This window comes from Pseudomonas sp. GW821-FHT09H03, assembly GCF_059415945.1.
This window is the reverse complement of the sequence record NZ_JBWKOF010000003.1, coordinates 1-22,878: the sequence shown is the minus strand read 5'-3', so window position 1 is coordinate 22,878 and position 22,878 is coordinate 1. Positions and strand designations below refer to the sequence as shown.

Below are 22,878 nucleotides of genomic sequence, written 5' to 3'. Positions count from 1 at the left end.
GAACGCGGAGTTTACATAATGGTAAATGAGCAACTTTCGTCCACTTTCGCCGCACCCCCAGATTGCGGCGATGTTATCCACCACTCCAAGGAAGGGCCCCTATCGTGACTGCCATAAAACTGATCGTTGGCCTGGGTAATCCAGGCGCTGAATACGAACAGACCCGGCATAACGCAGGGGCCCTTTTTGTTGAGCGCATCGCGAACGCACAAGGTGTGAACCTTGTGGCGGACCGCAAGTATTTCGGCCTGACCGGGCGCTATTCGCATCAGGGTCAGGATGTTCGTCTGCTGATTCCCACCACGTATATGAACCGTAGCGGCCAAGCCGTAGCGGCTCTCGCCGGGTTCTTCCGCATCAAGCCTGAAGAAATCCTCGTGGCGCACGACGAACTCGATCTGCCTCCGGGCGTCGCCAAGCTCAAACAGGGCGGCGGCCATGGCGGTCACAACGGGTTGCGCGACATCATTGCGCAATTGGGCAATCAGAATACCTTTCATCGCCTGCGGCTTGGCATTGGCCACCCGGGCGTTGCCAGTATGGTTTCAAACTTCGTCCTGGGTCGTGCGCCACGCGCCGAACAGGAAAAACTCGATGCCAGCATCGACTTTGCCCTCGGCGTGCTGCCGGATATCCTCGCCGGTGAATGGAACCGCGCGATGAAAAACCTGCACAGCCAGAAGGCCTGACTCTAATCCGAGGGGATACACCATGGGATTCAATTGCGGCATCGTCGGCCTGCCTAACGTCGGCAAGTCCACCCTGTTCAACGCCCTGACCAAATCCGGGATCGCGGCCGAGAACTTCCCCTTCTGCACCATCGAACCCAACAGCGGTATCGTGCCGATGCCGGATCCGCGTCTGGATGCCCTGGCAGCCATCGTCAATCCAAAGCGCATCCTGCCGACCACCATGGAATTCGTCGACATCGCTGGCCTGGTCGCCGGCGCATCGAAAGGTGAAGGCCTGGGCAACAAGTTCCTGGCCAACATCCGTGAAACCGATGCCATCGCCCACGTGGTCCGCTGCTTCGAAGACGAGAACGTGATTCACGTCTCCAACAGCGTCGACCCGAAACGCGACATCGAGATCATCGACCTGGAACTGATCTTCGCCGACCTCGACAGCTGCGAGAAGCAACTGCAGAAAGTCGCGCGCAACGCCAAGGGCGGCGACAAGGACGCAGTGGTCCAGAAAGGCCTGCTGGAGCAACTGATCGCGCACTTCACCGAAGGCAAGCCGGCGCGCAGCCTGATGAAGAACATGGGTGCCGACGAGAAAGCGGTGATCAAGGGCTTCCACCTGCTGACCACCAAGCCGGTGATGTACATCGCCAACGTCGCTGAAGACGGTTTCGAGAACAACCCGCACCTGGATGTGGTTCGCGCCATCGCCGAAGAAGAAGGCGCCATGGTGGTTCCGGTCTGCAACAAGATTGAAGCGGAAATCGCCGAGCTCGACGACGGTGAAGAGAAAGACATGTTCCTCGAAGCCCTGGGCCTCGAAGAGCCTGGCCTTAACCGCGTGATCCGCGCCGGGTACGAAATGCTGCACCTGCAGACCTACTTCACTGCCGGTGTCGAAGAAGTCCGTGCCTGGACCGTCCGCGTGGGTGCTACCGCACCACAAGCCGCTGGCGTGATCCACACCGACTTCGAAAAAGGCTTCATCCGCGCCGAAGTGATCGCCTACAACGACTTCATCCAGTACAAGGGTGAAGCCGGTACCAAGGAAGCCGGTAAATGGCGCCTGGAAGGCAAGGACTACATCGTCAAAGACGGCGACGTGATGCACTTCCGCTTCAACGTGTAAAACATCGCTCAAGAAAAAGCCGCGTTTGATACGCGGCTTTTTTGTGCCTGGAATATTTGCCCGCAACACCACCAACTCATTGTGGGAGCGGGCTTGCTCGCGAAGGCGGTGTGTCAGTAAGAGTTATACCAACTGACACACCGCCTTCGCGAGCAAGCCCGCTCCCACAGGGGGATTTTTGTTGGGTCAGGTCTTTTTGGTACGTGGCAGGAAAATCGCCAAAATCCCCAACAACGGCAAGAACGAGCACAAGTAGTACACGTACTCGATGCCATGAATATCCGCCAGATACCCGAGCAACGCCGCGCCAATCCCGCCAAAGCCGAACATCAGGCCGAAGAACACCCCGGCAATCATCCCGACATTGCCCGGCACCAGCTCCTGGGCGTACACCACGATCGCCGAGAACGCCGAAGCGAGAATGAAGCCAATGACCACGCTGAGGATACTGGTCCAGAACAGGTCGACATGGGGCAGCAGCAAGGTGAACGGCGCCACGCCGAGGATCGAGAACCAGATCACTGCCTTGCGCCCGATCTTGTCGCCGATCGGCCCGCCAAAGAATGTCCCCGCCGCTACCGCTCCCAGGAACAGGAACAGGTGCAACTGCGAACTGGCCACTGACAGGTCGAACTTCTCGATCAGGTAGAAAGTGAAGTAACTGGTGAGGCTGGACATGTAGAAATACTTGGAGAACACCAGCAGCCCGAGCACCACCAGCGCGCTGATCACTCTTCCCCTGGACAGGCCGTGAGTCGCCGCCTGACCCTGCTTGAGCTTGAACAGGTTCAAGTGATTGGCGTACCAGCGGCTGATGCGATAGAGCACGAACAGCGCAAACACCGCGAACAGACCGAACCAGGCCACGTTGCCCTGGCCGTAGGGAATGATGATCGCCGCCGCCAGCAATGGACCGAATGCCGAGCCGGCATTGCCGCCAACCTGGAAAGTCGATTGCGCCAGCCCGTAGCGCCCGCCCGAGGCCAGTCGCGCCACGCGAGAAGCTTCCGGGTGAAAGGTCGAAGAACCGATTCCGATCAAGCCCGCCGCCAGCAGGATCAGGGCAAAGCTGCCGACCATCGACATCATTACAATCCCGACCAGCGTGCAGACGGTACCTGCCGGTAACAGCCACGGCTTGGGATGGCGATCGGTGTGATAGCCGACCCACGGCTGCAGCAGTGAGGCCGTCAGCTGAAAGGTCAGAGTGATCAGGCCGACCTGGGTGAACGTCAGGCCATAGTTGGCCTTGAGCATCGGGTAGATCGACGGCAGCACCGACTGAATCAGGTCGTTGATCAAGTGCGCCAGCGCTACCGCGCCGATGATGCGCATGACCAGGGGACTGCTTTGGGAAGTGGCCGGCGCTGAACCGGTCTGGGCGTTGCTGATAGCCATGAGAGTTTCCGTACAACAGATGGGTGCAAACGGGCAGGAGCGACAATGTGCCATTTTTCCCCGTGGCAGCGCCATCCCCTTAGCCAGCTAACGAACTTGAATATCACTTCGAGGTAACTAGTGGCGCAAAGCCATGGTCTGAATCTTGCCTTGTTTGTCTGCTTGAACGCGGCCCCTCACAAAGGGGACCGAGAATGGGAAGTTTCGCTACAGAGTCGGCCCACAGAGCTGGCGCGGGTGAACTTTCGAGGCCTATTACAAGGGCACAGGTCGAGCGCGCGACAGCCTCGACGCACGCCAATGGTGCGTGGTGTCCAGAGGAGTCTTGGGGCATGCAGGCTTTTTTATCACCGGGGATCGGATTACTGGGGCGTTTTGGCTTCGCTCGAAAATTCCAGCTGTTGTTTCTGTTGTTTATCCTGCCGCTGGCCGGCAGCCTGTGGATGATCGGTCTGGACTATCGTGACAAGCTGAGCCTGATCGCCGGTGAACGGGCCGGCGTGCGTCAGTTGCTCGCCCTCGATGCGCTCGACAATCTGCTGGCCGCCCAGCGTGACCGTGCTGCCCGTTGGCGCGCGACGGAAACCAATCGACAACCAACGCCAGCCACCCTCGCCGCCATGGCTGCGTTCGATGCAGTGCAGCCGGCGGTCACCCAGGCCAATTCACAGCTGGGCAACGCCCTGCAAAAAGAAGGCGCCGAAGGCGAAACCCTGGTCCGCTATCAAGCCCTGCAAAGCACCCTCAACGGCCTCGACTCAAAAAGCCTGGGCAACGTCGGCTGGTGGCCGGACGGCTACGATCGCTTCACCAAGGCCATGAGCGCCCTGCACGCCTTGCGCGAGCAGATCGCCATGGACAATCGCCTGACCCTGGCGCCGTGGCTGGAAACGTATCTGCTGACGCAGATCTCCACCCAGCACGCACCGGATCTGATCGAACGGGTCGGCCAACTGGCGGCAGTAGGTCAGGCGTCGGTGGTATCGGGACAATTCACCCTGCAGAGCCGACTGCAACTGCGTGATTTGCGCAGCCGCATCGGTGATGCCCGGGAGCAGATGGTTAAAACCGCTAGCGTGCTCGAAGCACGGCTGCCCAGCGAGCTGCAAACCTGGGCCGGACAATACAGTGACAGCCTCAAACACCTCGACACAGGCCTCAAGGTTCTGGATGACGGAGTGTTCGGCGCCAGCATCACTCTGAGACCGGAAGAGTTCGAGCGCAGTCTGGACGCCCTGCTCGCCGACCTCGCTGCTTTGCGCCTGCAATCACTGGAGTCGCTGGATCAACGCCTGAACTACTACCACGACTCGGCCATCCGCCAGTTCACGATGGTCGCGAGCGTGTTCAGCCTCCTGCTACTGGCCGCGCTTTACCTGTTCACCTGCTTGCAGTCTTCGATCCGCCGCAGTGCCAGCGGCATCACCGTGCTTGCCGAGGCCTTGCGCGACGGCAATCTGAGCGTGCAGGTAGCGGTTCAGGGCCGGGATGAGCTTGCAGTGATCAGCACTGCGCTGAATGTCGCCGTGGTGCAGCTACGCGCCAGCCTGCAGGGGGTCGATCACGAGACCCTGCAATTGAGCAACGCAGTACAGACCCTCAATCATCATTCCAGTGGTGCCTTGGGTGAAGTCGAAGCCCAGCAATTGCAGATCAGCCAGATCGCCGCAGCAGCAACGCAACTGGCCGCGACCTCCCAAGGGGTGGCTCACAGTTGCGAACAGGCCTCTGACAGCGCTCAGCACACCCGACGCATTGCCACCGACAGCAGCCGTGACAGTCAGCGCACCACCGCGAGCATCCAGCAACTCAATCACCGCCTGAACGAGACGGCAGCGGCATTGGGCCGGGTCAGTGAGCAGGGGCAGCAGATCCAACTGGTGGTCGATACCATTCGCGGCGTTGCCGAGCAGACCAACCTGCTGGCACTGAACGCCGCCATCGAGGCAGCCCGTGCCGGTGAACAAGGGCGCGGCTTTGCGGTAGTGGCCGATGAAGTACGCAGCCTGTCGCAGCGCACCCAGTCTTCGACCGCGCAAATCGCCGGCACGGTCGACAGTTTGCGCAGTACGGTGAACGAAGCCGTCAGCCTGATGGAAGCTGCCTGCGGCCAGGCAGAGTCCGATGCCCACGCGGTCACAGGCCTGGGCGAACGGCTTGGGGAAATTGCCAGCGCCGTGCAAAGCGTTACCGATACCCTGGCGCAAATCGCCACGGCAGTGGAAGAACAGGCCTGTACCGCCGACGAGGTCAGCAGCAATATCCAGCAGGTCGACCAAGCCGCGGTGCGCTTGCTCGAAGGGGCTCGTGCGGTGAACCGGACAGCGGATACCTTGAGTCATGGCAGCAAGGCACTGAGCGACAACACCGGGCGATTCCGTTTGAGTTGAAACGAGTGTCCCGCTCTCCGATCGCCGCTTTCGCTGCTTTGGCCGCTGCTCAGGGGCAGATTTTGATAAACAATTGAAAGCGCAGAGAAATATTTTAGATTTATGCTTGACGCATCCCCGTTACCGGTGAATAATGCGCGCCACTTGGCTACATAGCTCAGTTGGTTAGAGCATAGCATTCATAATGCTGGGGTCCGGGGTTCAAGTCCCTGTGTAGCCACCAAGTACTAAAAACGGCTTACCGAAAGGTAGGCCGTTTTTTTATGCCTGCTGTTTATGCCTGCTGTTTATGCCTGCTGTTTATGCCTGCTGTTTATGCCGACTGTAGGAGCGAGCCTGCTCGCGATGGTCGTTAACGAATACGTGTGTTAGCTGGTTAAACGCGGCGCTCTTGAGCCCATCGCGAGCAGGCTCGCTCCTACACCGCCGGCAACGCCCGTTCCCAGATCTGTCAGGTACGCAACCAACCCCTTGTGAAACCCCGTCGCCGCCACCGGAATTCTCTGACGGCTTCTGCGCCGGTTTGCACCCCTCCCTTTCGACCGATACAGTCCAGTGATCCTTTATCCAACGGACGGAGTGCCCCGCGTGTTCTCAGCCCTGCATTTGAGCCGCTTTCGCCTGTCAGCCCTGGCATTGATCGCCAGTGCACTGACGCTTGCCGCATGCCAGAACGCTTCGGCGCCGACTTTACCGTCCGCACCGGAAAGCGCCTCCGGTTACCGCACCGACCTGCGCACCCGCCACGCGGAGAAATACATGGCGGCAGCGGCCAACCCGTTGGCGGCCGAGGCTGGCCGGGAGATGTTGCGTCGGGGTGGTTCGGCCATCGATGCGGCGATTGCGATGCAGGCTGTGTTGACCCTGGTCGAACCGCAATCTTCGGGCATTGGCGGCGGCGCACTGATCGTCCTCTGGGACGGAAAGTCCGTGCGCACCTACGATGGCCGCGAAACCGCACCGGCTGGCGCCACCGAGAAGCTTTTCCTGCAAGCCAACGGGCAACCGATGGAGTTTACCCGGGCGCAGATCGGCGGCCGCTCGGTGGGCACGCCAGGGGTCTTGCGCGCCCTGGAGCTGGCCCATCGAAAACACGGGCGCCTGCCTTGGGCGCAATTGTTTGAACCGGCGATCAAACTCGCCAGGCAAGGCTTTGCCATTTCCCCACGCCTGCATCGATTAATTGCTGCAGACTCGTCCTTACGGCGTTCGCCGGAGATGGCGGCGTATTTCCTGAACGCCGATGGCAGCCCCAAGGCAGTCGGCACCAATCTGCAGAACCCGGCGCTGGCCGCGGTGCTCAAACGTATCGCCAACGAAGGTCCAGATGCCTTGTACACTGGCCCGGTCGCCGAGGAAATCGTGGCCAAGGTGCAGGGCCACGCCAACCCTGGCAGTCTTTCCCTGAACGATCTCAGCCGCTATCAGGCGAAGGAACGCGCACCTCTGTGCACCGACTACAAACGCTGGCAGGTTTGCGGCATGCCACCACCATCTTCAGGCGGGATCGCCTTGGCGCAGATCCTCGGCACGCTGCAGGCCCTGGAGACTCGCGACAGGCATCTGGCCCTTGCCGCGCTGAAACCGGTCAAAACCAGCGCACCTGCCGGTAGCGAACCTGCACCTGAAGCCGTGCACCTGATCTCTGAAGCCGAGCGCCTGGCCTATGCCGACCGTGCGCAGTACGTGGCCGACTCCGACTACGTACCCGTTCCGGTCAAAGGCCTGATCGACCCGACCTACCTGGCCAGTCGCGCCGCCCTGATCGGCGAACGCAGCATGGGCACCGCCCGCCCCGGCACCCCGCCTGGCATTCAGGTGGCCTACGCGCCGGATCGCTCGCCTCTGCGCATTTCCACGTCGCAGGTGGTAGCCGTCGATGACGCCGGCGGTGCCGTGTCCATGACCACCACCATCGAATCGGCGTTCGGCTCGCACCTGATGGTGCAGGGCTTTCTGCTCAACAACGAACTGACTGACTTCTCGTTCATCCCCGAAGAAAACGGGCAGAAAGTCGCCAACCGCGTCGAGCCCGGCAAACGCCCCCGCTCGTCCATGGCGCCGACCCTGGTCTTCGATCGCCAGAGCGGTGAATTCCTCGCCACCATCGGATCGCCCGGCGGTTCGCAGATCATCGAGTACGTCGCCAAATCCACCATCGGCCTGCTCGACTGGAACCTGGATGCGCAAGCCGCCATCAACCTGCCCAACTTCGGCAGCCGCAACGGCCCGACTGAACTGGAGCTCGGTCAGTTCAGCCCGGGGCTGATTCAGGCGCTCAAAGACAAGGGGCACGTCGTGACCGAGATCGACATGACCAGCGGCACCCAGGCGATCGTTCGGCTGAAGGATGCCCAAGGCAAGGCGTCGCTGACGGGGGGCGCCGATCCCCGGCGTGAGGGACAGGCGTTAGGGGATTGAGTCGTATGCACGAACGAGAAAGGGCTTACCGGATGGCAGGCCCTTTTTTATGCAGGCCAAATCCTCATGGATTCTCCCACGGGCAACGATCACCGTCCCCGCCTCCGCCGCCACGGCCCTTCACTCACACCACGCCGGTAGCCGGACATCCGGCGACGCTTGGGATTCGGTTTGCGAAGTAAACCGCGCTACCCGCACCCACCGCGCCCATCACTGCGCAGAACATCACGCAGATCCACGGACTCCATGGCATCAGACCAATGAGCAACAGCGGCGTAATGCTCGCCCAGGCGGCATAGGCGATGTTGTAGGTAAATGAAATGCCCGAGACCCGAATCCGCGCAGGGAACAGGCTGACCATCACCGAAGGCACCGCGCCGACTACCCCGCAAGCGAGCCCGGCCACCGCATAGGCTAGCCCGATCCAGTCACTGCCGAGAATCAGGCTGGAATAAAGTACGCCGATGCCCAGCGGCAGCAACAGGCTGTACAGCATCACGGTGCGCCAGGCGCCGATACGATCGACCAGCAACCCGGCGAGTACACAACCGATATTGAGAAACACGATGCCCAAGGCACTCAGGGCAAAGGTGTGGCTGGCGGTCATGCCGAAGGTTTTCTGCATCATGGTTGGAGTGATGACCACGAATACCACCACCGCCGAGGTCAGGACGCAGGTGAGGATCATGGCCGGTAATACGGCCAGGCGATGCTCACGCAAGACCGTACGCAGTGGCAACTCACCGGCCGCCTCGCGCCGCGCCTGCATGGCCATGAACACCGGGGTTTCGCTGAGCCAGCGACGCAACCAGACACCGATCACGCCGAATACGCCGCCCAGCAGGAATGGATAGCGCCAGGCGTAATCGAGAATTTGCTCCGGGGTAAATGCCTGCGCCAGAAAGGTCGCGGTCAATGCGCCGATCAGGTAGCCGAAGGTCAGCCCCGCCTGCAAAAAGCCCAGGGCATAACCGCGATGCCCCGCCGGCGCATGCTCGGCGACGAACACCCATGCACTCGGGACTTCACCACCCACTGCCGCCCCCTGCAAGATGCGCAGGAGCAACAGCAACAACGGTGCGAAATAGCCGATTTGCGCGTAGGTCGGCATGATGCCGATCAGCAGGCAGGGCAGCGCCATCATCAGGATGCTCAGGCTGAAGACTTTCTTGCGCCCCAACCGGTCGGCGAAATGCGCCATCAGAATGCCGCCCAATGGCCGCGCCAGATAACCGGTGACGAAAATCCCGAAGCTTTGCAGCAGGCGCAGCCATTCGGGCATTTCCGGGGGGAAGAACAACTGGCTGAGAGTGAGCGCGAAAAACACGAAGATGATGAAGTCGTAGATTTCCAGCGCCCCGCCGAGGGCGGCGAGCCCCAGGGTCTTGTAGTCCGAGCGGTTGAACGGCGCCGGGCGCGAGTCGGTGTTGGCAGTCATGAAAAGAACTCTGGTGCGGGCAATAAACCAAGGCGCCCATGGTCTACGCAAAAGCGCCCATGGACAACCCGTTAGACCAAAGTCCCATAGCCACAAAACAGCCCCGCAAAAAAACTCGGGTTGAATTAAGGTTGGCGCCTTTCCAGACGGGCCTCACTCGCCCGAAGACCACAACAAACATAACAATACGAGGTACCCCCGTGGCCGCTGATATCGAAGATACCCGCTCTGCCCGCTTTGCCCTGCGCTGCTCAGGTTTTGCCGAACGCTGGTTCCCCGACTCCTGGGTGTTTGCCGCGCTGGCAGTGATTATCGTCGTCGTGGCTACCCTGGCCATGGGCGCCAAACCCACCGATGCCGCCGTGGCCTTCGGTGACGGCTTCTGGAGCCTGATTCCGTTCACCATGCAAATGGCGTTCGTGGTGATCGGTGGCTACGTGGTCGCGAGCTCACCACCTGCTGTGAAGCTGATCGACCGCCTGGCGAGGATCCCGAAAAACGGCCGTTCCGCCGTGGCTTGGGTGGCGGTGATATCCATGGTCGCGTCATTGCTGAACTGGGGCCTGTCGCTGGTATTTGGCGGCTTGCTGGTGCGCGCCCTGGCCCGCCGTACCGACCTTAAAATGGACTACCGCGCCGCCGGTGCCGCTGTCTACCTGGGTCTCGGCGCAGTCTGGGCCCTGGGCCTGTCGTCGTCCGCAGCGCAATTGCAGGCCAACCCGGCCAGCCTGCCGCCGTCGATCCTGGCGATCACCGGTGTAATCCCATTCACCGAGACAATCTTTCTCTGGCAGTCCGGCGTGATGTTGCTGACCTTGATCATCGTTTCCGTGATCGTTGCCTACGCCACCGCCCCTGGCCCGAACACCGCACGAGACGCCAGCGCCTGCGGAGTGGACCCGAGCTTCAGCCTGCCACCGCTGCAACCGCGCACCCGACCCGGTGAATGGCTGGAATACAGTCCGCTTCTGATCATTCTGCTGGTGCTGCTGGCCGCCGGATGGCTGTTCCACGAGTTCTCGGTCAAACCGGCAATCACCGCGATTTCCGGGCTTAACACCTACAACTTCCTGTTCATCATGGTCGGCGCCCTGCTGCACTGGCGTCCGCGCAGCTTCCTTGATGCCGTATCCCGTGCAGTGCCAACTACCACGGGCGTGCTGATCCAGTTCCCGCTGTACGGCTCCATCGCCGCGCTGATGACCACGGTCAAAGGTGCCGATGCGCAGACCCTGGCCCATCACATCTCGACCTTTTTCGTCAGCATCGCGTCCCATGACACTTATGCACTGCTGATGGGCGTGTACTCGGCGATCCTCGGCTTCTTCATTCCGTCCGGCGGCGGCAAATGGATCATCGAAGCGCCGTATGTGATGCAAGTGGCGAACGACCTGAACTACCACCTGGGCTGGGCCGTACAGATCTACAACGCCGCAGAAGCCCTGCCTAACCTGATCAACCCGTTCTACATGCTGCCATTGCTGGGCGTGCTGGGGTTGAAGGCGCGGGACCTGATCGGTTTCTCGTTCGTACAGTTGCTGGTGCACACACCGCTGGTGCTGGTGTTGCTGTGGGCGCTGGGGACGACACTGACGTATACCCCGCCGGTGATGCCGTAAGCGAAAGCTGATTGCACCTGCTGCGCGCGGGTGCAATCAGTCTTTGATCAGAAGTTTGTAAGCCTTACTGCGCCTCGACCGGGCGCAGACGGTACTGCGGCGGCAGTTGCTCGAAGCCGCTGATGGTGGTGTTCAGGCTTTTCCAGCGACCGTCCTTGATGCCGTAGATGCAACCGTGGATCGACAGGCTCTGCCCGCGATGCCAGGCATTTTGCACAATGCTGGTATGGGCGACGTTGGCCACTTGCTGGATCACGTTGAGTTCGCAGAGGCGGTCGACCTGCTCCTCTTCGGTGGCCAGTTTGGCGAGCTCTTCGCGCTTTTCGTAGTAGAGATCGCGGATCGAACGCAGCCAGCCGTCGATCAGGCCGAACTGGCGATCCTGCATCGAAGCACGCACGCCGCCGCAACCATAGTGGCCGGTCACGAGGATGTGTTTGACCTTGAGCACATCGACTGCGTACTGAATCACCGACAGGCAGTTGAGGTCGGTGTGCAGCACCACGTTGGCCACATTGCGGTGTACGAACAGATCGCCCGGCAGCATGCCGACGATCTCGTTGGCCGGCACCCTGGCGTCGGAACAACCGATCCACAGGAATTCCGGAGTCTGTTGGCGGGCCAGCTTGGCGAAAAAGTCAGGATCTTCCTTAGTAATTGCGTCAGCCCAGCGCTCGTTGTTATCAATCAGATCTTGTAATTCGTTCATGGGATGTAGCCTCGTGAATGATGCGCAGCTTTGACAGACAACCGTCCGTCGGGGTCACGTGCGTGAGTGGAAAATGCCCCTGATTTCTATCTCGGCTCCACGCCGGTGGAATTCTCATGAGTACGGTGGGTCCACCCTTGTAAGGCCCACAGTATATGAGGAATTGCCATGACTGATTCACGACGTCCATACGATGCGGTGCAACCTGAGCCCATCGATGACAACGAAGATCGCATGGGTTCGATGCATGAGCTGGATTTTGACGAAGAAGAACCCAGCGCCAGGATCGGTGATGAATTGCCAGAGGGCGAGCGTGAGCAGCTTATGCCCCGCCAGCGCGTTATTGAAGCCGGCATGACCGGTGCCTCGACCGATGACCATGAACCCACCGATGACGACATGAGCCCGCAAACCCTGATCCGCGAAGACGGGGCGCGAGATGCCCGTGAAGCAGGCGAAGATGGTCGGGCCGATTGGGACTTGAGCGTGGTTGATGAAGACGATATCGGCGGAGGTAACGGGCTGGATGAGGCGGAGATGGCGCAGCGGGATCCGCTTGATCGCAAGCGTTGATTTTTGACATCAGTGAGGGCGTCATCGCGGGCGAGCCCGCGATGCTTTCTGGTTCAATCCACCAAGGTACAGGCCATCACCACCGCATCTTCGCGCCCGCCCACCGCCGGATAGTAATCACGGCGCCGACCGATCTCGTTGAAACCATATCGCTCATACAGTTTGAACGCCGCGGTATTGCTGTCACGCACTTCCAGAAAGCACTCCCGCGCGTCGGCCTTGTAGGCAATCGCCATCAGATGTTCAAGCAAGGTCAGCCCCAGGCCACGGCCCTGGTTTTCCGGCTTGACGGTAATGTTCAGCAGATGTGCCTCATCGAGGATGATCTGCACCACCCCGTGCCCCACCTGTTGCTGGCCTTCGAACATCAGCCAGATCTGATACTTGCCCAGGCCGTCGAGGAATATCCCGCGGGTCCAGGGATGGCTATACGCCGCGTACTCGATTTTCAGCACGGGCTCCAGGTCCGCCTCGGTCATCGGGCGGAACGATACAGCGTCACTCATTCGATTCTTTCCAGCGCGCCATCAGCCGACGCATGGCTTGCCAGACATCAGCCTTACGCTGTGGCTCTTCCATTAATGATTCCAGGCCAGGCAACGCCCACGCCGAGCCCAGCCCTTCGATTTGCAACTCGCGGTTGAACGCCTCGGCATCCGCCTCACCGGCAAACCGTACCGCGGGCAGGCCGATCAACCACAGACAGACACAGGGTGACTCTTCCATTCGCACGCTAAGGAAGCCTTGCACAAAATCACGGGCCGCTTCCGGCCCTTGATCCATCGAGCCCCGGGCCAGCAGGGGCCAGCGCACCGGCTCGCCAACGATTTGCGGGCTGTCCGGCAGGCCGGCTGCGCGCAGCATGTCTTTGAGCAGCAGGTACGCCGGATCGCGGGTCTGGAAGGATTCGCCTGTGGATAACTCCACCAGCAGCAGGCAGCGGCCGGCCCGCAGCAATTGCAGGGCAAAACGGGGAGGCGGCACCACCGGCGCCTTGACCACGACCGGGGCCAGCTCTTCTTCAGGCTTGGCGCCCGTGCGCGTGCTGGCCAGTGAAGGACGAGGCACTTCGATCTTCACCCGCTCAACTGGCGCGGCAGTAGGCTCGGCGGCTGTTTTGGCCACAGGCACAGGCGTCGCTGCAGGAGTCAGCGGCACGACGACCAGCGGCTTTGGTATCTCAAGCAGCTCGGGCCGCGACGGTGCAGCAAAGGGCAATTCGGTGCGCGGCAGCCAATTGACCACCTGCATGGCGGCCAGATAAGCGCGACGACGGGACTCGATAAGCAAAGGTCGGCCACTTGTGGATAACTGATAGTGCGCCGATTCTACCGCCCTTCGCTGAAGATCGCCCGCAGTTGATCGATTGGTTTCACCGATAGTCCACTTATGAAAAATGGCGACAGCCTGTCCCGAGAGTGAATCGCATTGCCCCCGATGCAGTACAATCGCCGCTTTTAATCGCCAAGCAGCCGGCCATTCCGATGATCGAACCCAAGCGCGTCTTGCGCGCCCTCGCTGAACACTGGGCACTTCTGGAGCCACTGTGCGAGCACTTCGACCAAGGCACACTGAGCCTGAACGAACTGCGCACGCAACTGGCCGCCCAGCAACTCGACAGTACGCCGCAGGACATCACCAGCCTGCTGGACGTGTGGATCCGCCTCGATATCCTGGTTCCGGTGGCGAAAAGCCCGAACCGCTTCGAACTCAATGCGCAGATCCACGACTTCCTCGCCTACCTGCGCCGTGAGCACCGTCTGGGTCTGTGCCTGGAGATTGAAGCTTACCTACGCCACCTCGAACGCCTGGCCGGTTACATCCAGGACGCTTTCGACATCCGCGATGGCAACGACCTGGCGCGCCAGTTGCGCCTGCTCGACATGCGCGTTCGCGACGTTTTGAAGAAGCTCGACAACGACGAACAGGCCTTGGTAGCCGTCGCCGAACGGGCGAAAACCAGCGACCGGCAGATTCCGCTGCGTCAGCGTTACGCTGAAGTGCTGGCGACCTGGGACGAATACGTCGAGCCGATGATTGATCTGGTGAACGCCGATGGCGCCTTCGAACAAGGCGTGCGCAAGGTCGAAACCGTGCTGCTGAAGATGCTCAGCGAGCAGCAGCGCCTGGGCCATCTGGTCGATGATGACATGCTGCTGCGCACCCACGCGCGCATCCTCGAAATGCAGACCAGCGCCCAGTTGACCCTGCGTCACGCCCGCGAGCTGCTGCTGCCGCTGCGTGAAGAAGCGCGACGCCACAACGCCGTGACCCGTGGCGCAGCACTGGCCTTGTCGGCCATTCGCCGTAAAGGCATCGACGCTGTGCCGCAAGCCGCGATGCCGATGTTCACCCGCCCGCAAAGTACCTTCCTCGGCAGTGCCAGCCAGGTTGAAGCCTACGTTTATGCCCTGGCCCGTTTCGAACCGAAACCGGCGCGTTTCCCCAAGGCTCACAAGACCCAGAAAGGTGAAGCCCCGCGCGCGCCTCGTACCGTTCGGGAAATGCTCGAGCGCTGCGAGGACGCCCTGCCGATGCCGGACCTGATGACCTGGCTGCTGGAACAGGAGCCGGAGGGCGCCACCGACGAATTGCTGTACTGGTTCTCGCGCCTGTCCCGGGAGAAACGCTTCAGGCGCGAGCGTCTGGAACGTCGCGAATACCATACTCACGAGCACCAGGTCAGCCTGCGCTCCTTCGCCCTGCTCTCGGTCAGCGATGACAGTAACGAGAATTCTGCGAGCATCCCCCATGCATCTTGATCTATCCGAACTGTCCCATCTGGCGCCGATCTTTCGCGAGCTGTTCAAGGGTTACCACGTCAGCCGCCGCGACCCGGAGCTGTACGCACAGTTGTCGAATTTCCAGGACCAGTACCGCACGCTGTTCAAGGCCTTGGGCTTCGAACTGGTCTGCGACACCCGTGGCTTCTACTACTTCGTGCCGGACCTCGCCGCCGCGGCGGTGAACAAGACTGCCCAGCGTCTGGCGCTGTTCACCTTCATCCTCGTCGAGCACCTGGCCGATCAGGGCCGCGACCCGATCGCGGTGCTCGACGGCGGCAGCCTCGGTCGCGATGAGTTGCCGTCGCTGCTGGAAAAGTACCGCGACCTGTTCATCCAGGCCGAAGTGCAGACCCAGGAAGAACTCGAAGAAAAAATCATGCGCCGCATGACCCAGCTCGGTTTCGCCGGCGAAGAAAACGGCGTGTACCGTTTCCTGCCGCCGATGCACCGCTTCCTGGATGTCTGCCTGTCGGTACAGCAGGACCGTGACCTGGCGGCCAGCCTGCATAGCGTGCTGCCATTGCCGGTGCCTGTGCTGATCGACGAAGACAGCGACGAAAAACTGCTGCAGACCGACGACCCGCTGGACCTCAGTGAATTCGAGGGCGAAAGCGAAGAAGACGCTTTGGCCCGTGCCATCGCCGAAGAACAGGAGCTCGACGCATGAGCAATGAACGTTACGGCATCCGCCGCTTTGCTCTTCTGAACACCGCCGGCTACAGCCTTGGCCTGTTTCCGCTGGAAGAGCCGCTGTCAGTCTACGGCGCGAACAACCTCGGTAAATCCGCTTCGATCAACGCCCTGCAGTTCCCGATCCTGGCGCGCATGTCGGACATGAGTTTCGGCAAATACAGCCTGGAACAATCCCGGCGCTTCTATTTCGCCTCGGATACCAGCTACATCCTGGTCGAAGTGAACCTGCCCCACGGCCCGCACGTGATAGGCGTGGTCGGTCGCGGCCCGGGTGGCGGCTTCGGTCACCAGTTCTTTGCCTATGCTGGCAAGCTGGACCTGGCCCATTACCAGAAAAACGATACCTGCCTGCGCCAGAAGGAACTGTTCACCAACCTTGAGCGCGAAGGCCTCAAAGCCTATGAGCTCAAACCGGATGAACTGCGCCGCCTGCTGGTTGGCGGTCACACTTCGATCCCGCTGGACCTGACGCTGATCCCGCTGCGCTCCACCAGCGAGCAAAGCCTGAAGACCTTCCGTGCGCTGTTCATCAACCTGCTGCACATGCGCGAGATCACTGCGGCCAAGCTCAAGCAGCTGTTCCTCGATGCCTTCGAGCACAGCCTGCGTTCCGGCAGCGTCGATTACATCGCCGCCTGTGAAGAGGCCTTCCGCGACGTGCGCCGCATGGAGCAGGACTACAACTCGCTGGTCGCCGCCGGCCCGTTGGTCGAAGCCTTGGCCAATGGCGTGAAGCAGCGCGACATCCTGCGCGGCAAACTGCACCGGATCTCGCCACTGCTCGACTCCCTGCTGGGTACCTGGTCGGAATACGCCAGCGCGCGCAAGGAAGAGCTGACCATTCAGGCCGAGCACTACCGCAACGAGCAGGACGCCCTGCAAAACGATCAGCGCGGTGGCACCCAAGAGTTGATGCGTCTGGAACGGGAAATCACCGGCATCCAGCGCTGGCTTGGCGAACTGTCGGTGCTCAAGCATCGCTTCGCATTGGTCGATGACGTCAAGGTGCTGGAGCAGCAGCTGCTGGCGGCCAAGGACGCCCACGACGAACTGGCCGGTGCGTTGGCCCAGTCGCGGCAGTTCTCTGCCGAAGACCTCGAAGAGCGTTTGCGCGATCTGGAAAAACGCCTGAAATCGGTGAAGCAACAACTCGATCACGCCGACAACAATAGCTACGCCCGACTGCGCGAAGAGTTCTCGCAGCAAGATGTCGAACGCCTGATGCGCCTGTTCAACAGCGCACTGTTCAGCCTGCCGCTGGGCGAACACGGCATCACGCTGGACGAGGACGGTCAGTGGGTCAAATCCATGGAATTGATCCTCGACGGCTTCAAAGGCGAACGCTTCGAAGTGCCGGGCCTGTCCATCGACATCTCGCACATCGAGCCGCCAGCGCTGCAGGCGTTGGCTGACCGCGCAGCGTTGCGCGATCAGAAAGAGCGTCTGGACAAAGAACTCAAGCAACTCAAGACCCAACAAGCCGTGGCCGCCGACCGCGCCGCGAGCAAAACCCAGACCGAAGCGCTGTACCAGCAGGTGCTGGACGCGCAGAAAGCCCTGGAAGATTTCCGCCGCGCCCAAACCCTGAGCGCAGAAGAAGGCGACAAGCTGGAACAGCTGGCGCAGATGGAGGCGGCCCAGGACGAATTGAAGCGTTCCAGCGACGCCTTCACCGAACGCGTCCAGCAATTGTCGGCCAAGCTGCAACTGGTCGGCCGGCAGATCGGCGACATGGAAGCCAAGCAACGCACCCTTGATGACGCTCTGCGCCGTCGTCAGCTGCTGCCGGCGGATCTGCCGTTCGGTACGCCGTTCATGGACCCGGTCGACGACTCCATGGACAACCTGCTGCCACTGCTCAACGACTATCAGGACAGCTGGCAAGGCCTGCTGCGCGCCGACGGGCAGATCGAAGCCCTGTACGCACAGGTACGCCTCAAGGGCGTGGCCAAGTTCGACAGCGAAGACGACATGGAGCGCCGTCTGTCACTGCTGATCAACGCTTATGCGCACCGTACTGATGAAGCCCTGACCCTGGGCAAGGCCCGTCGTGCGGCGGTGACCGACATCGCCCGGACCCTGCGCAACATTCGCAGCGACTACGACAGCCTTGAACACCAGCTGGCGCTGTTCAACCGCGAGATCAACAAGCGCCAGGTGTCCAACCTGCAGAGCTTCCGCATCGTACTTGCGCCGAACAAGGAAGCGCTCAAGCACATCGATCAGATCATCCACAGCGCGGGCCAGTATGAAGAAGGCGAAACCCTGTCCGTCTTCGACCTGAGCCAGAGCGCCGAGCAGGACAACAAGAACGAAGAGGCCAAGGAGTACCTGGCGCGACTGGTGGCGGCCAACCACAACCAGCTCGGTCTCAAGGATCTGTTCGAGCTGGCGTTCGAGATCACCAAGGTCAACAGTCAGCCGGTGATTCATACCGACATCGACGGCGCTGCCTCCAACGGCACCACCATGACCATCAAGGCGCTGACCAACATGTACTTGTTGCTGCACTTGATGGACCGCGACCAGGCCGGTCGCGTACGTCTGCCCTACTACCTCGACGAAGCTGCTGACATCGATGAGAAAAACCAGGCGGCGTTGCTGGAAACAAGCTTGCAACTGGGCTTCGTGCCGATCCTGGCCAGTGTGAAGCCGCAGGTCTGCGCCAGTGTCGCCATCGACCTGGAAGGCGGCAGCGGACCGGCCGGCATCTACATCGACGAGGCGGACTGGAAGTACATTCGTCGGCATGATCAGGTGAAGGCGGCCGTTAACGAACAGGCGGATGAGCCGGAGCTGGATGCGGTTTGAGTTGAACCGTTAGATACGAAAAAGGCCGCGTTCCAATGGATCGCGGCCTTTTTCATTTTGGGCTCATGCTTGGGGCTTTCAGTGAGTTTGATGGCCTCTTCGCGGGCAAGCCCGCTCCCACAGGTCCTGCACCGACTTTGAAATCGCGCAAATCCTGTGGGAGCGGGCTTGCCCGCGAAGAGGCCATCACAGACACCGAAAAACTATTTGCCGAGGGGAATCTTCGGCGCCCAGGTCAGCCATTCATCTTCGAACTTGTCAAACAGTGCAAACGTCTGCTCCGGCCGCGCCGGACTGCCCATGCGCTCGCCGTCCGGCGTGGCGAAGGCAACGCCACCCTGGATCATGGTTTCCAGGGACTCGGTACGCACGGTCGCCCCACGGAACAGACCGACGTCGAAGTCGAACCCGCTGGTGTTCCAGAACCGCGTACCGCTGTGTACCAATGGCGCGTACTTCGGCTCGATCAGAATGCGGATCAGCACACGGTCGGCGGTCTGACCCAGCTCGTATCCCGTGACCTTGCCCACGGCGATTTCGCGATAGGTCACCGGTACTCCGGGCTTCAACGATCCACGTCGCGGTGCGCTCAACACCAGGCTCAAACCGGCTTCCTGCTTGGCAGTCTCTGGTGGGTTGGGCAGCGCCACAAAGTTTTTCTGCGGCCCCAGATTCTTCGATGCGGGCTGCACCTCGATGTATTTCCCGGTCACCAATGTTTCCAGGTTCGCAGTCTTGAGCAGCCCCAGCTCAGGCTTGACCACCCAGAACTGGCTGCCGACCCGGGCGATACGCTCCGGCACCTCATTGATACGCGCGGTCAGTAGCACCGATTGCAGGTCGTCACTCAGGTCCACGTCTTCGATCTTGCCGACATCCAGACCCTTGAAGCGAATCGGCGTACCGGTGCTCAGGCCATCGGCACGATCGACCCTGATCGTGATGATTTCGCCTTTTTGCGTAGCCTCCTCCTTGCTGGTAAACAAGCGGAACCTTGGTACCCGCTTCTCCAGCGGCGCCTTGGCCAGCGGTGTGTCGAACGCAATGCCGCCGGCCATCAAGCTCTGCAAGGATTCGCTTTTCACCTGGATCCCGCCGCTCAGCCCGCCCGTGAGCGTAATCCCGCTGGCATTCCAGAAGCGTGTCGAGGCATTGACCAGGCCTTCGTATTCCTTCTCGATGTGCACGCCAATGACGAGTTGCTTCTTGGTGCGCGAGAACTGGTAACTCTGCACGGAACCGACTTTTACCTGCTTGTAGAGAACCGGGCTGCCGACTTCCAGCGAACCGAGGTTTTCCGTGAACAACACCAGGTGCAGGCCAGGCGCACGCAGATCCAATGGTGGCGCCTTGGGCCGAGCCGCGAACTCGCGTTGTGGTGCGGTGCCTTTATCACCAGGACGTACGGCGATGTAGTTACCTTTGACCAGTGCCTCCAATCCGGTGATCCCTGCCAGGGAAATCGACGGTTTGACCACCCAGAACTGCGTACCCTCGACCAGATAGTCTTCAGCTAGCGGGTCCATGGTCAGTTCGGCAGTCGCACCAGACAGGTCCGGGTCCACTTTCAAAGCCTTGAGATTGCCAACCTGGATGCCCTTGTACATCACCGGCGTACGGCCGGCCTGCAAGCCATCGAAATCGGTCAGTTTGACCTTGACCCGAATACCGGCCGCCGCCGCATCGAAGTCTTCGTAGAGCCTGAACGGCAAACTCGGATCGGTGGGCGGGCTGTCCTTGCGATTCTCCGGTGTGGCGAATGCGATACCGCCAGCGACGATGCTGGCCAGGGACTCACTGCGTACTTTCACCCCCGAGAGGTTGGCATCAATGCTGATCCCACTGGCATTCCAGAAACGCGTATGTTTGCGCACCAGCTTGGCGTAGGTGGGCTCAATGAAGACTTTGAGCTCCACGGTACTTTGGTCTTCGGAGAGCACGTAGCTCTTGATCTGACCGACCTTGATCTGCTTGTAGAACACCGGGCTGCCACGATTCAACGAACCCAGGCGATCGGCCTTGATGGTCAGGTGCAGACCTGGCTGCGCATCGGAAAGCGGCGGCTCCTCCTTCAGGGCCTTGAATTTGCGTAAAGGTTCGCCCTCCCCCGGGCTTATCGCCACATAGTTACCTGATACCAGCGTCTCCAGACCGGTAATCCCGGCCAGGGTCACGCTCGGCTTCACCAGCCAGAAACGCGTGCTGGTCTTGAGGTATTGCTCTACATCCTTGTTCATCTCGACAGTGGCGATGACGCCCTTTGAGTTGCCTTCGTCATCGAGCTTGAGGCTTTTGACCTTGCCGACCGACATGCCTTTGTAGACAACCTCGGTCTTGTTGGCCTGAATGCCTTCACCACTTTCAAAGCGTACCTGAATCAGGATGCCGGTCTCGTTATAGGCACGCCAGCCAAGCCAGCCACCGATGATCAAGGCGATCAGGGGCAGAACCCAAATGGCAGACCAGTTCGAGGCCGGTCGGGTTTTCGCTACAGGCAAATCAGTCATGGTCGTCGTCCGACTCCGTGTTATCCCAAATCAGTCGGGGATCGAAAGTTACAGCGGCAAGCATCGTCAGAATCACCACGGAGGCGAAGGCGATGGCGCCAGGATTGGCTTCGATGCTGGCAATGCGCCCGAAATTCACCACCGCCACCAGGATGGCGATCACAAAGATATCGAGCATCGACCAGCGGCCGATGAATTCAATGAAGCGGTACATCCAGATACGCTGCCGCGCCGAAAGTGGCTGTCGGCGTTGCACGGAGAACAGCAGCAGCGCAATACCCACCAGTTTGAAAGTGGGCACCACGATACTGGCGACAAACACCACGGCCGCAATAGGAAACATCCCATAATGAACCAGGTCGATGACGCCGGACATGATAGTGCTGGGGTCGCCTTTGCCCAGAGTGTTCACAGTCATGATCGGCAAAACATTGGCTGGTATATAAAGAATGGCGGCAGTTATCAGCAACGCCCAGGTACGCACCAGACTGTTCGGCCGACGGGCGTGCACCAACGCACCGCAGCGAGTACAGACTTGCTCGTGCATCTCGGCTTCCTGCCTGTTCAATTCATGGCATTCCATACAAATCAGAATGCCTGCATCAATCGCCCGCATGGGCATCCTCTCCTGATAAAGCCTGCCAGATCTGGTGTGGGGACATTACGACCTCCAGCCAGATCTGGACCAGCAACAAACTGATGAAGCACACCAGGCCCAAGCCCACGGTGATCGCTGCCATATCTGCCAGCTTTACGATCGCCACCAATACGCCCATGAGGTAAACCTCGAGCATCCCCCAATCGCGTAAATGGTGATAAATGCGATAGAGCAACAAGCCATAACTGCGTCCGACGTCAAAACGGATACTCAGCAAGACGACCAATTGGCAGAGCAGCTTGAGTAGCGGTATAGCCATGCTGCACAGGAACACAATGACTGAAACGCTTTGCATGCCCGTATCGAAAAGCGCGACAACCCCGCTCCAGACAGTGTCTTGCGACGATTGTCCGAGTAGATTGAGTTGCATGATGGGTAAAAAGTTCGCCGGGACAAACAACAACAGGGCACTGATGACCAGGGCGAGGCTGCGCTGCACCACGTTGTGCCGATGGGCATAGAGTTCGTAACCGCAGCGCGGGCACAGGGCTTTTTCGCCGTGGGCGAGCTCTGGCTTGCGCATCAGCAAGTCGCACTCGTGACAGGCAACCAGGTTCTCAAGCGGTAATTCTGACAGCCTGGAGGCGTCAACCGGATCCGGCATAAGGGCTCTGACTCTGAATAAGTTGGGCCTATTCTAGTGTTCTCAGGCAAAAATAACTCTGCCAATTTGTGCTGGATTTTCCCGCGACCAAAAACAAAACCCCTACCTGCATACGCAGATAGGGGTTTCGGAATTTAATCTTGACGATGACCTACTCTCACATGGGGAAACCCCACACTACCATCGGCGATGCATCGTTTCACTGCTGAGTTCGGGATGGGATCAGGTGGTTCCAATGCTCTATGGTCGTCAAGAAATTCGGGTACCGAGTCGTGGCCAGTCGGCCTCGCTTCAGCAAATTGGGTATGTGATAGCTTTCGGTGTTTGTAAGATTCGAACTTTCGGTTCTTTCGTCTTCACACACCGCAATCTGGCTCTTAAGCGCAAATTGCTTGGGTGTTATATGGTCAAGCCTCACGGGCAATTAGTATTGGTTAGCTCAACGCCTCACAGCGCTTA

17 protein-coding genes, 1 tRNA gene and 1 rRNA gene are annotated in these 22,878 nt (G+C 60.2%); 10 read left to right on the top strand and 9 right to left on the bottom strand.

The features are described from left to right. Positions 1-104: 104 nt before the first annotated feature. On the top strand, positions 105-689 hold the full coding sequence (pth, locus tag AC07OG_RS04945) for an aminoacyl-tRNA hydrolase (protein WP_046030136.1): 585 nt from the start codon (positions 105-107) through the stop codon (positions 687-689). A 22-nt stretch (positions 690-711) separates the two neighbouring features. Further along, positions 712-1,812 carry a redox-regulated ATPase YchF gene (gene ychF, locus AC07OG_RS04940; protein WP_060539413.1) on the top strand — a complete coding sequence of 367 codons (1,101 nt, stop codon included), beginning with the start codon at positions 712-714 and terminating at the stop codon, positions 1,810-1,812. Between the two features lie 186 nt (positions 1,813-1,998). Here ychF and AC07OG_RS04935 read toward each other — a convergent pair whose 3' ends face one another. Beyond that, positions 1,999-3,210: an MFS transporter gene (locus tag AC07OG_RS04935; protein WP_060539412.1), complete on the bottom strand. Its 1,212-nt coding sequence runs from the start codon at positions 3,208-3,210 to the stop codon at positions 1,999-2,001. Positions 3,211-3,542: 332 nt separating this feature from the next. Between AC07OG_RS04935 and AC07OG_RS04930 the strand changes: the two genes are divergently transcribed. The 3 genes from AC07OG_RS04930 (at position 3,543) to ggt (ending at position 8,021) form a co-directional block, all read left to right on the top strand. Beyond that, positions 3,543-5,600 (top strand): methyl-accepting chemotaxis protein, encoded by a 2,058-nt coding sequence (locus tag AC07OG_RS04930; RefSeq protein ID WP_495066367.1) that lies wholly within the window; start codon positions 3,543-3,545, stop codon positions 5,598-5,600. A gap of 146 nt (positions 5,601-5,746) precedes the next feature. After that, positions 5,747-5,823: transfer RNA gene (locus tag AC07OG_RS04925), tRNA-Met, on the top strand. A 365-nt stretch (positions 5,824-6,188) separates the two neighbouring features. Then, entirely contained in the window at positions 6,189-8,021 is a 1,833-nt protein-coding gene (gene ggt / locus AC07OG_RS04920) for a gamma-glutamyltransferase (protein ID WP_495066366.1), read from the top strand. Positions 8,022-8,145: 124 nt separating this feature from the next. On the opposite strand, the gene AC07OG_RS04915 is transcribed toward ggt, so the two are convergent. Then, entirely contained in the window at positions 8,146-9,459 is a 1,314-nt protein-coding gene (locus AC07OG_RS04915) for an MFS transporter (RefSeq protein ID WP_060539409.1), read from the bottom strand. 200 nt (positions 9,460-9,659) lie between these two features. On the opposite strand from AC07OG_RS04915, the gene AC07OG_RS04910 reads away from it, so the two are divergent. After that, the gene (locus AC07OG_RS04910) at positions 9,660-11,078 is read left to right on the top strand and encodes a short-chain fatty acid transporter (RefSeq protein ID WP_060539408.1); all 1,419 of its coding nucleotides are present in this window, start codon (positions 9,660-9,662) and stop codon (positions 11,076-11,078) included. 64 nt (positions 11,079-11,142) lie between these two features. On the opposite strand, the gene can is transcribed toward AC07OG_RS04910, so the two are convergent. Next, the gene (gene can, locus AC07OG_RS04905) at positions 11,143-11,787 is read right to left on the bottom strand and encodes a carbonate dehydratase (protein WP_060539407.1); all 645 of its coding nucleotides are present in this window, start codon (positions 11,785-11,787) and stop codon (positions 11,143-11,145) included. Positions 11,788-11,955: 168 nt separating this feature from the next. Between can and AC07OG_RS04900 the strand changes: the two genes are divergently transcribed. Next, positions 11,956-12,360 carry a hypothetical protein gene (locus tag AC07OG_RS04900; protein WP_060539406.1) on the top strand — a complete coding sequence of 135 codons (405 nt, stop codon included), beginning with the start codon at positions 11,956-11,958 and terminating at the stop codon, positions 12,358-12,360. Between the two features lie 53 nt (positions 12,361-12,413). On the opposite strand, the gene rimI is transcribed toward AC07OG_RS04900, so the two are convergent. Together rimI and AC07OG_RS04890 are read right to left on the bottom strand one after the other, a co-directional pair. Beyond that, complete coding sequence (rimI, locus tag AC07OG_RS04895) at positions 12,414-12,866, bottom strand: ribosomal protein S18-alanine N-acetyltransferase (RefSeq protein ID WP_060539405.1); 453 nt, start codon at positions 12,864-12,866, stop codon at positions 12,414-12,416. Beyond that, positions 12,859-13,611, bottom strand: a complete 753-nt coding sequence (locus AC07OG_RS04890) for an energy transducer TonB (protein WP_495066516.1) — start codon at positions 13,609-13,611, stop codon at positions 12,859-12,861. The genes rimI and AC07OG_RS04890 overlap by 8 nt, the downstream gene beginning before the upstream one ends. Positions 13,612-13,844: 233 nt before the next feature. On the opposite strand from AC07OG_RS04890, the gene mksB reads away from it, so the two are divergent. From mksB to mksF, 3 genes are read left to right on the top strand one after another with little or no spacing between them, the layout of a single operon-like run. Then, a complete protein-coding gene (mksB, locus tag AC07OG_RS04885; protein WP_495066365.1) occupies positions 13,845-15,122 on the top strand; it encodes an Mks condensin complex protein MksB in 1,278 nt (425 codons plus the stop codon). Further along, a complete protein-coding gene (gene mksE, locus AC07OG_RS04880) occupies positions 15,112-15,813 on the top strand; it encodes an Mks condensin complex protein MksE (protein WP_218424725.1) in 702 nt (233 codons plus the stop codon). Before mksB ends, mksE begins: the two co-directional genes overlap by 11 nt. Further along, on the top strand, positions 15,810-18,650 hold the full coding sequence (mksF, locus tag AC07OG_RS04875; RefSeq protein ID WP_495066364.1) for an Mks condensin complex protein MksF: 2,841 nt from the start codon (positions 15,810-15,812) through the stop codon (positions 18,648-18,650). The genes mksE and mksF overlap by 4 nt, the downstream gene beginning before the upstream one ends. Before the next feature lie 203 nt (positions 18,651-18,853). On the opposite strand, the gene AC07OG_RS04870 is transcribed toward mksF, so the two are convergent. The 4 genes from AC07OG_RS04870 to rrf all read right to left on the bottom strand — a co-directional run bounded on the left by AC07OG_RS04870 (position 18,854) and on the right by rrf (position 22,673). Then, positions 18,854-21,157 carry a PqiB family protein gene (locus AC07OG_RS04870; RefSeq protein ID WP_060542303.1) on the bottom strand — a complete coding sequence of 768 codons (2,304 nt, stop codon included), beginning with the start codon at positions 21,155-21,157 and terminating at the stop codon, positions 18,854-18,856. Continuing rightward, positions 21,150-21,773, bottom strand: a complete 624-nt coding sequence (locus AC07OG_RS04865; protein WP_495066363.1) for a paraquat-inducible protein A — start codon at positions 21,771-21,773, stop codon at positions 21,150-21,152. The genes AC07OG_RS04870 and AC07OG_RS04865 overlap by 8 nt, the downstream gene beginning before the upstream one ends. Next, positions 21,760-22,419, bottom strand: coding sequence for a paraquat-inducible protein A (locus AC07OG_RS04860; RefSeq protein ID WP_495066362.1), 660 nt, complete (start codon positions 22,417-22,419; stop codon positions 21,760-21,762). Before AC07OG_RS04860 ends, AC07OG_RS04865 begins: the two co-directional genes overlap by 14 nt. 138 nt (positions 22,420-22,557) lie before the next feature. After that, a 5S ribosomal RNA gene (gene rrf / locus AC07OG_RS04855) occupies positions 22,558-22,673 on the bottom strand. Positions 22,674-22,878: the final 205 nt, after the last annotated feature.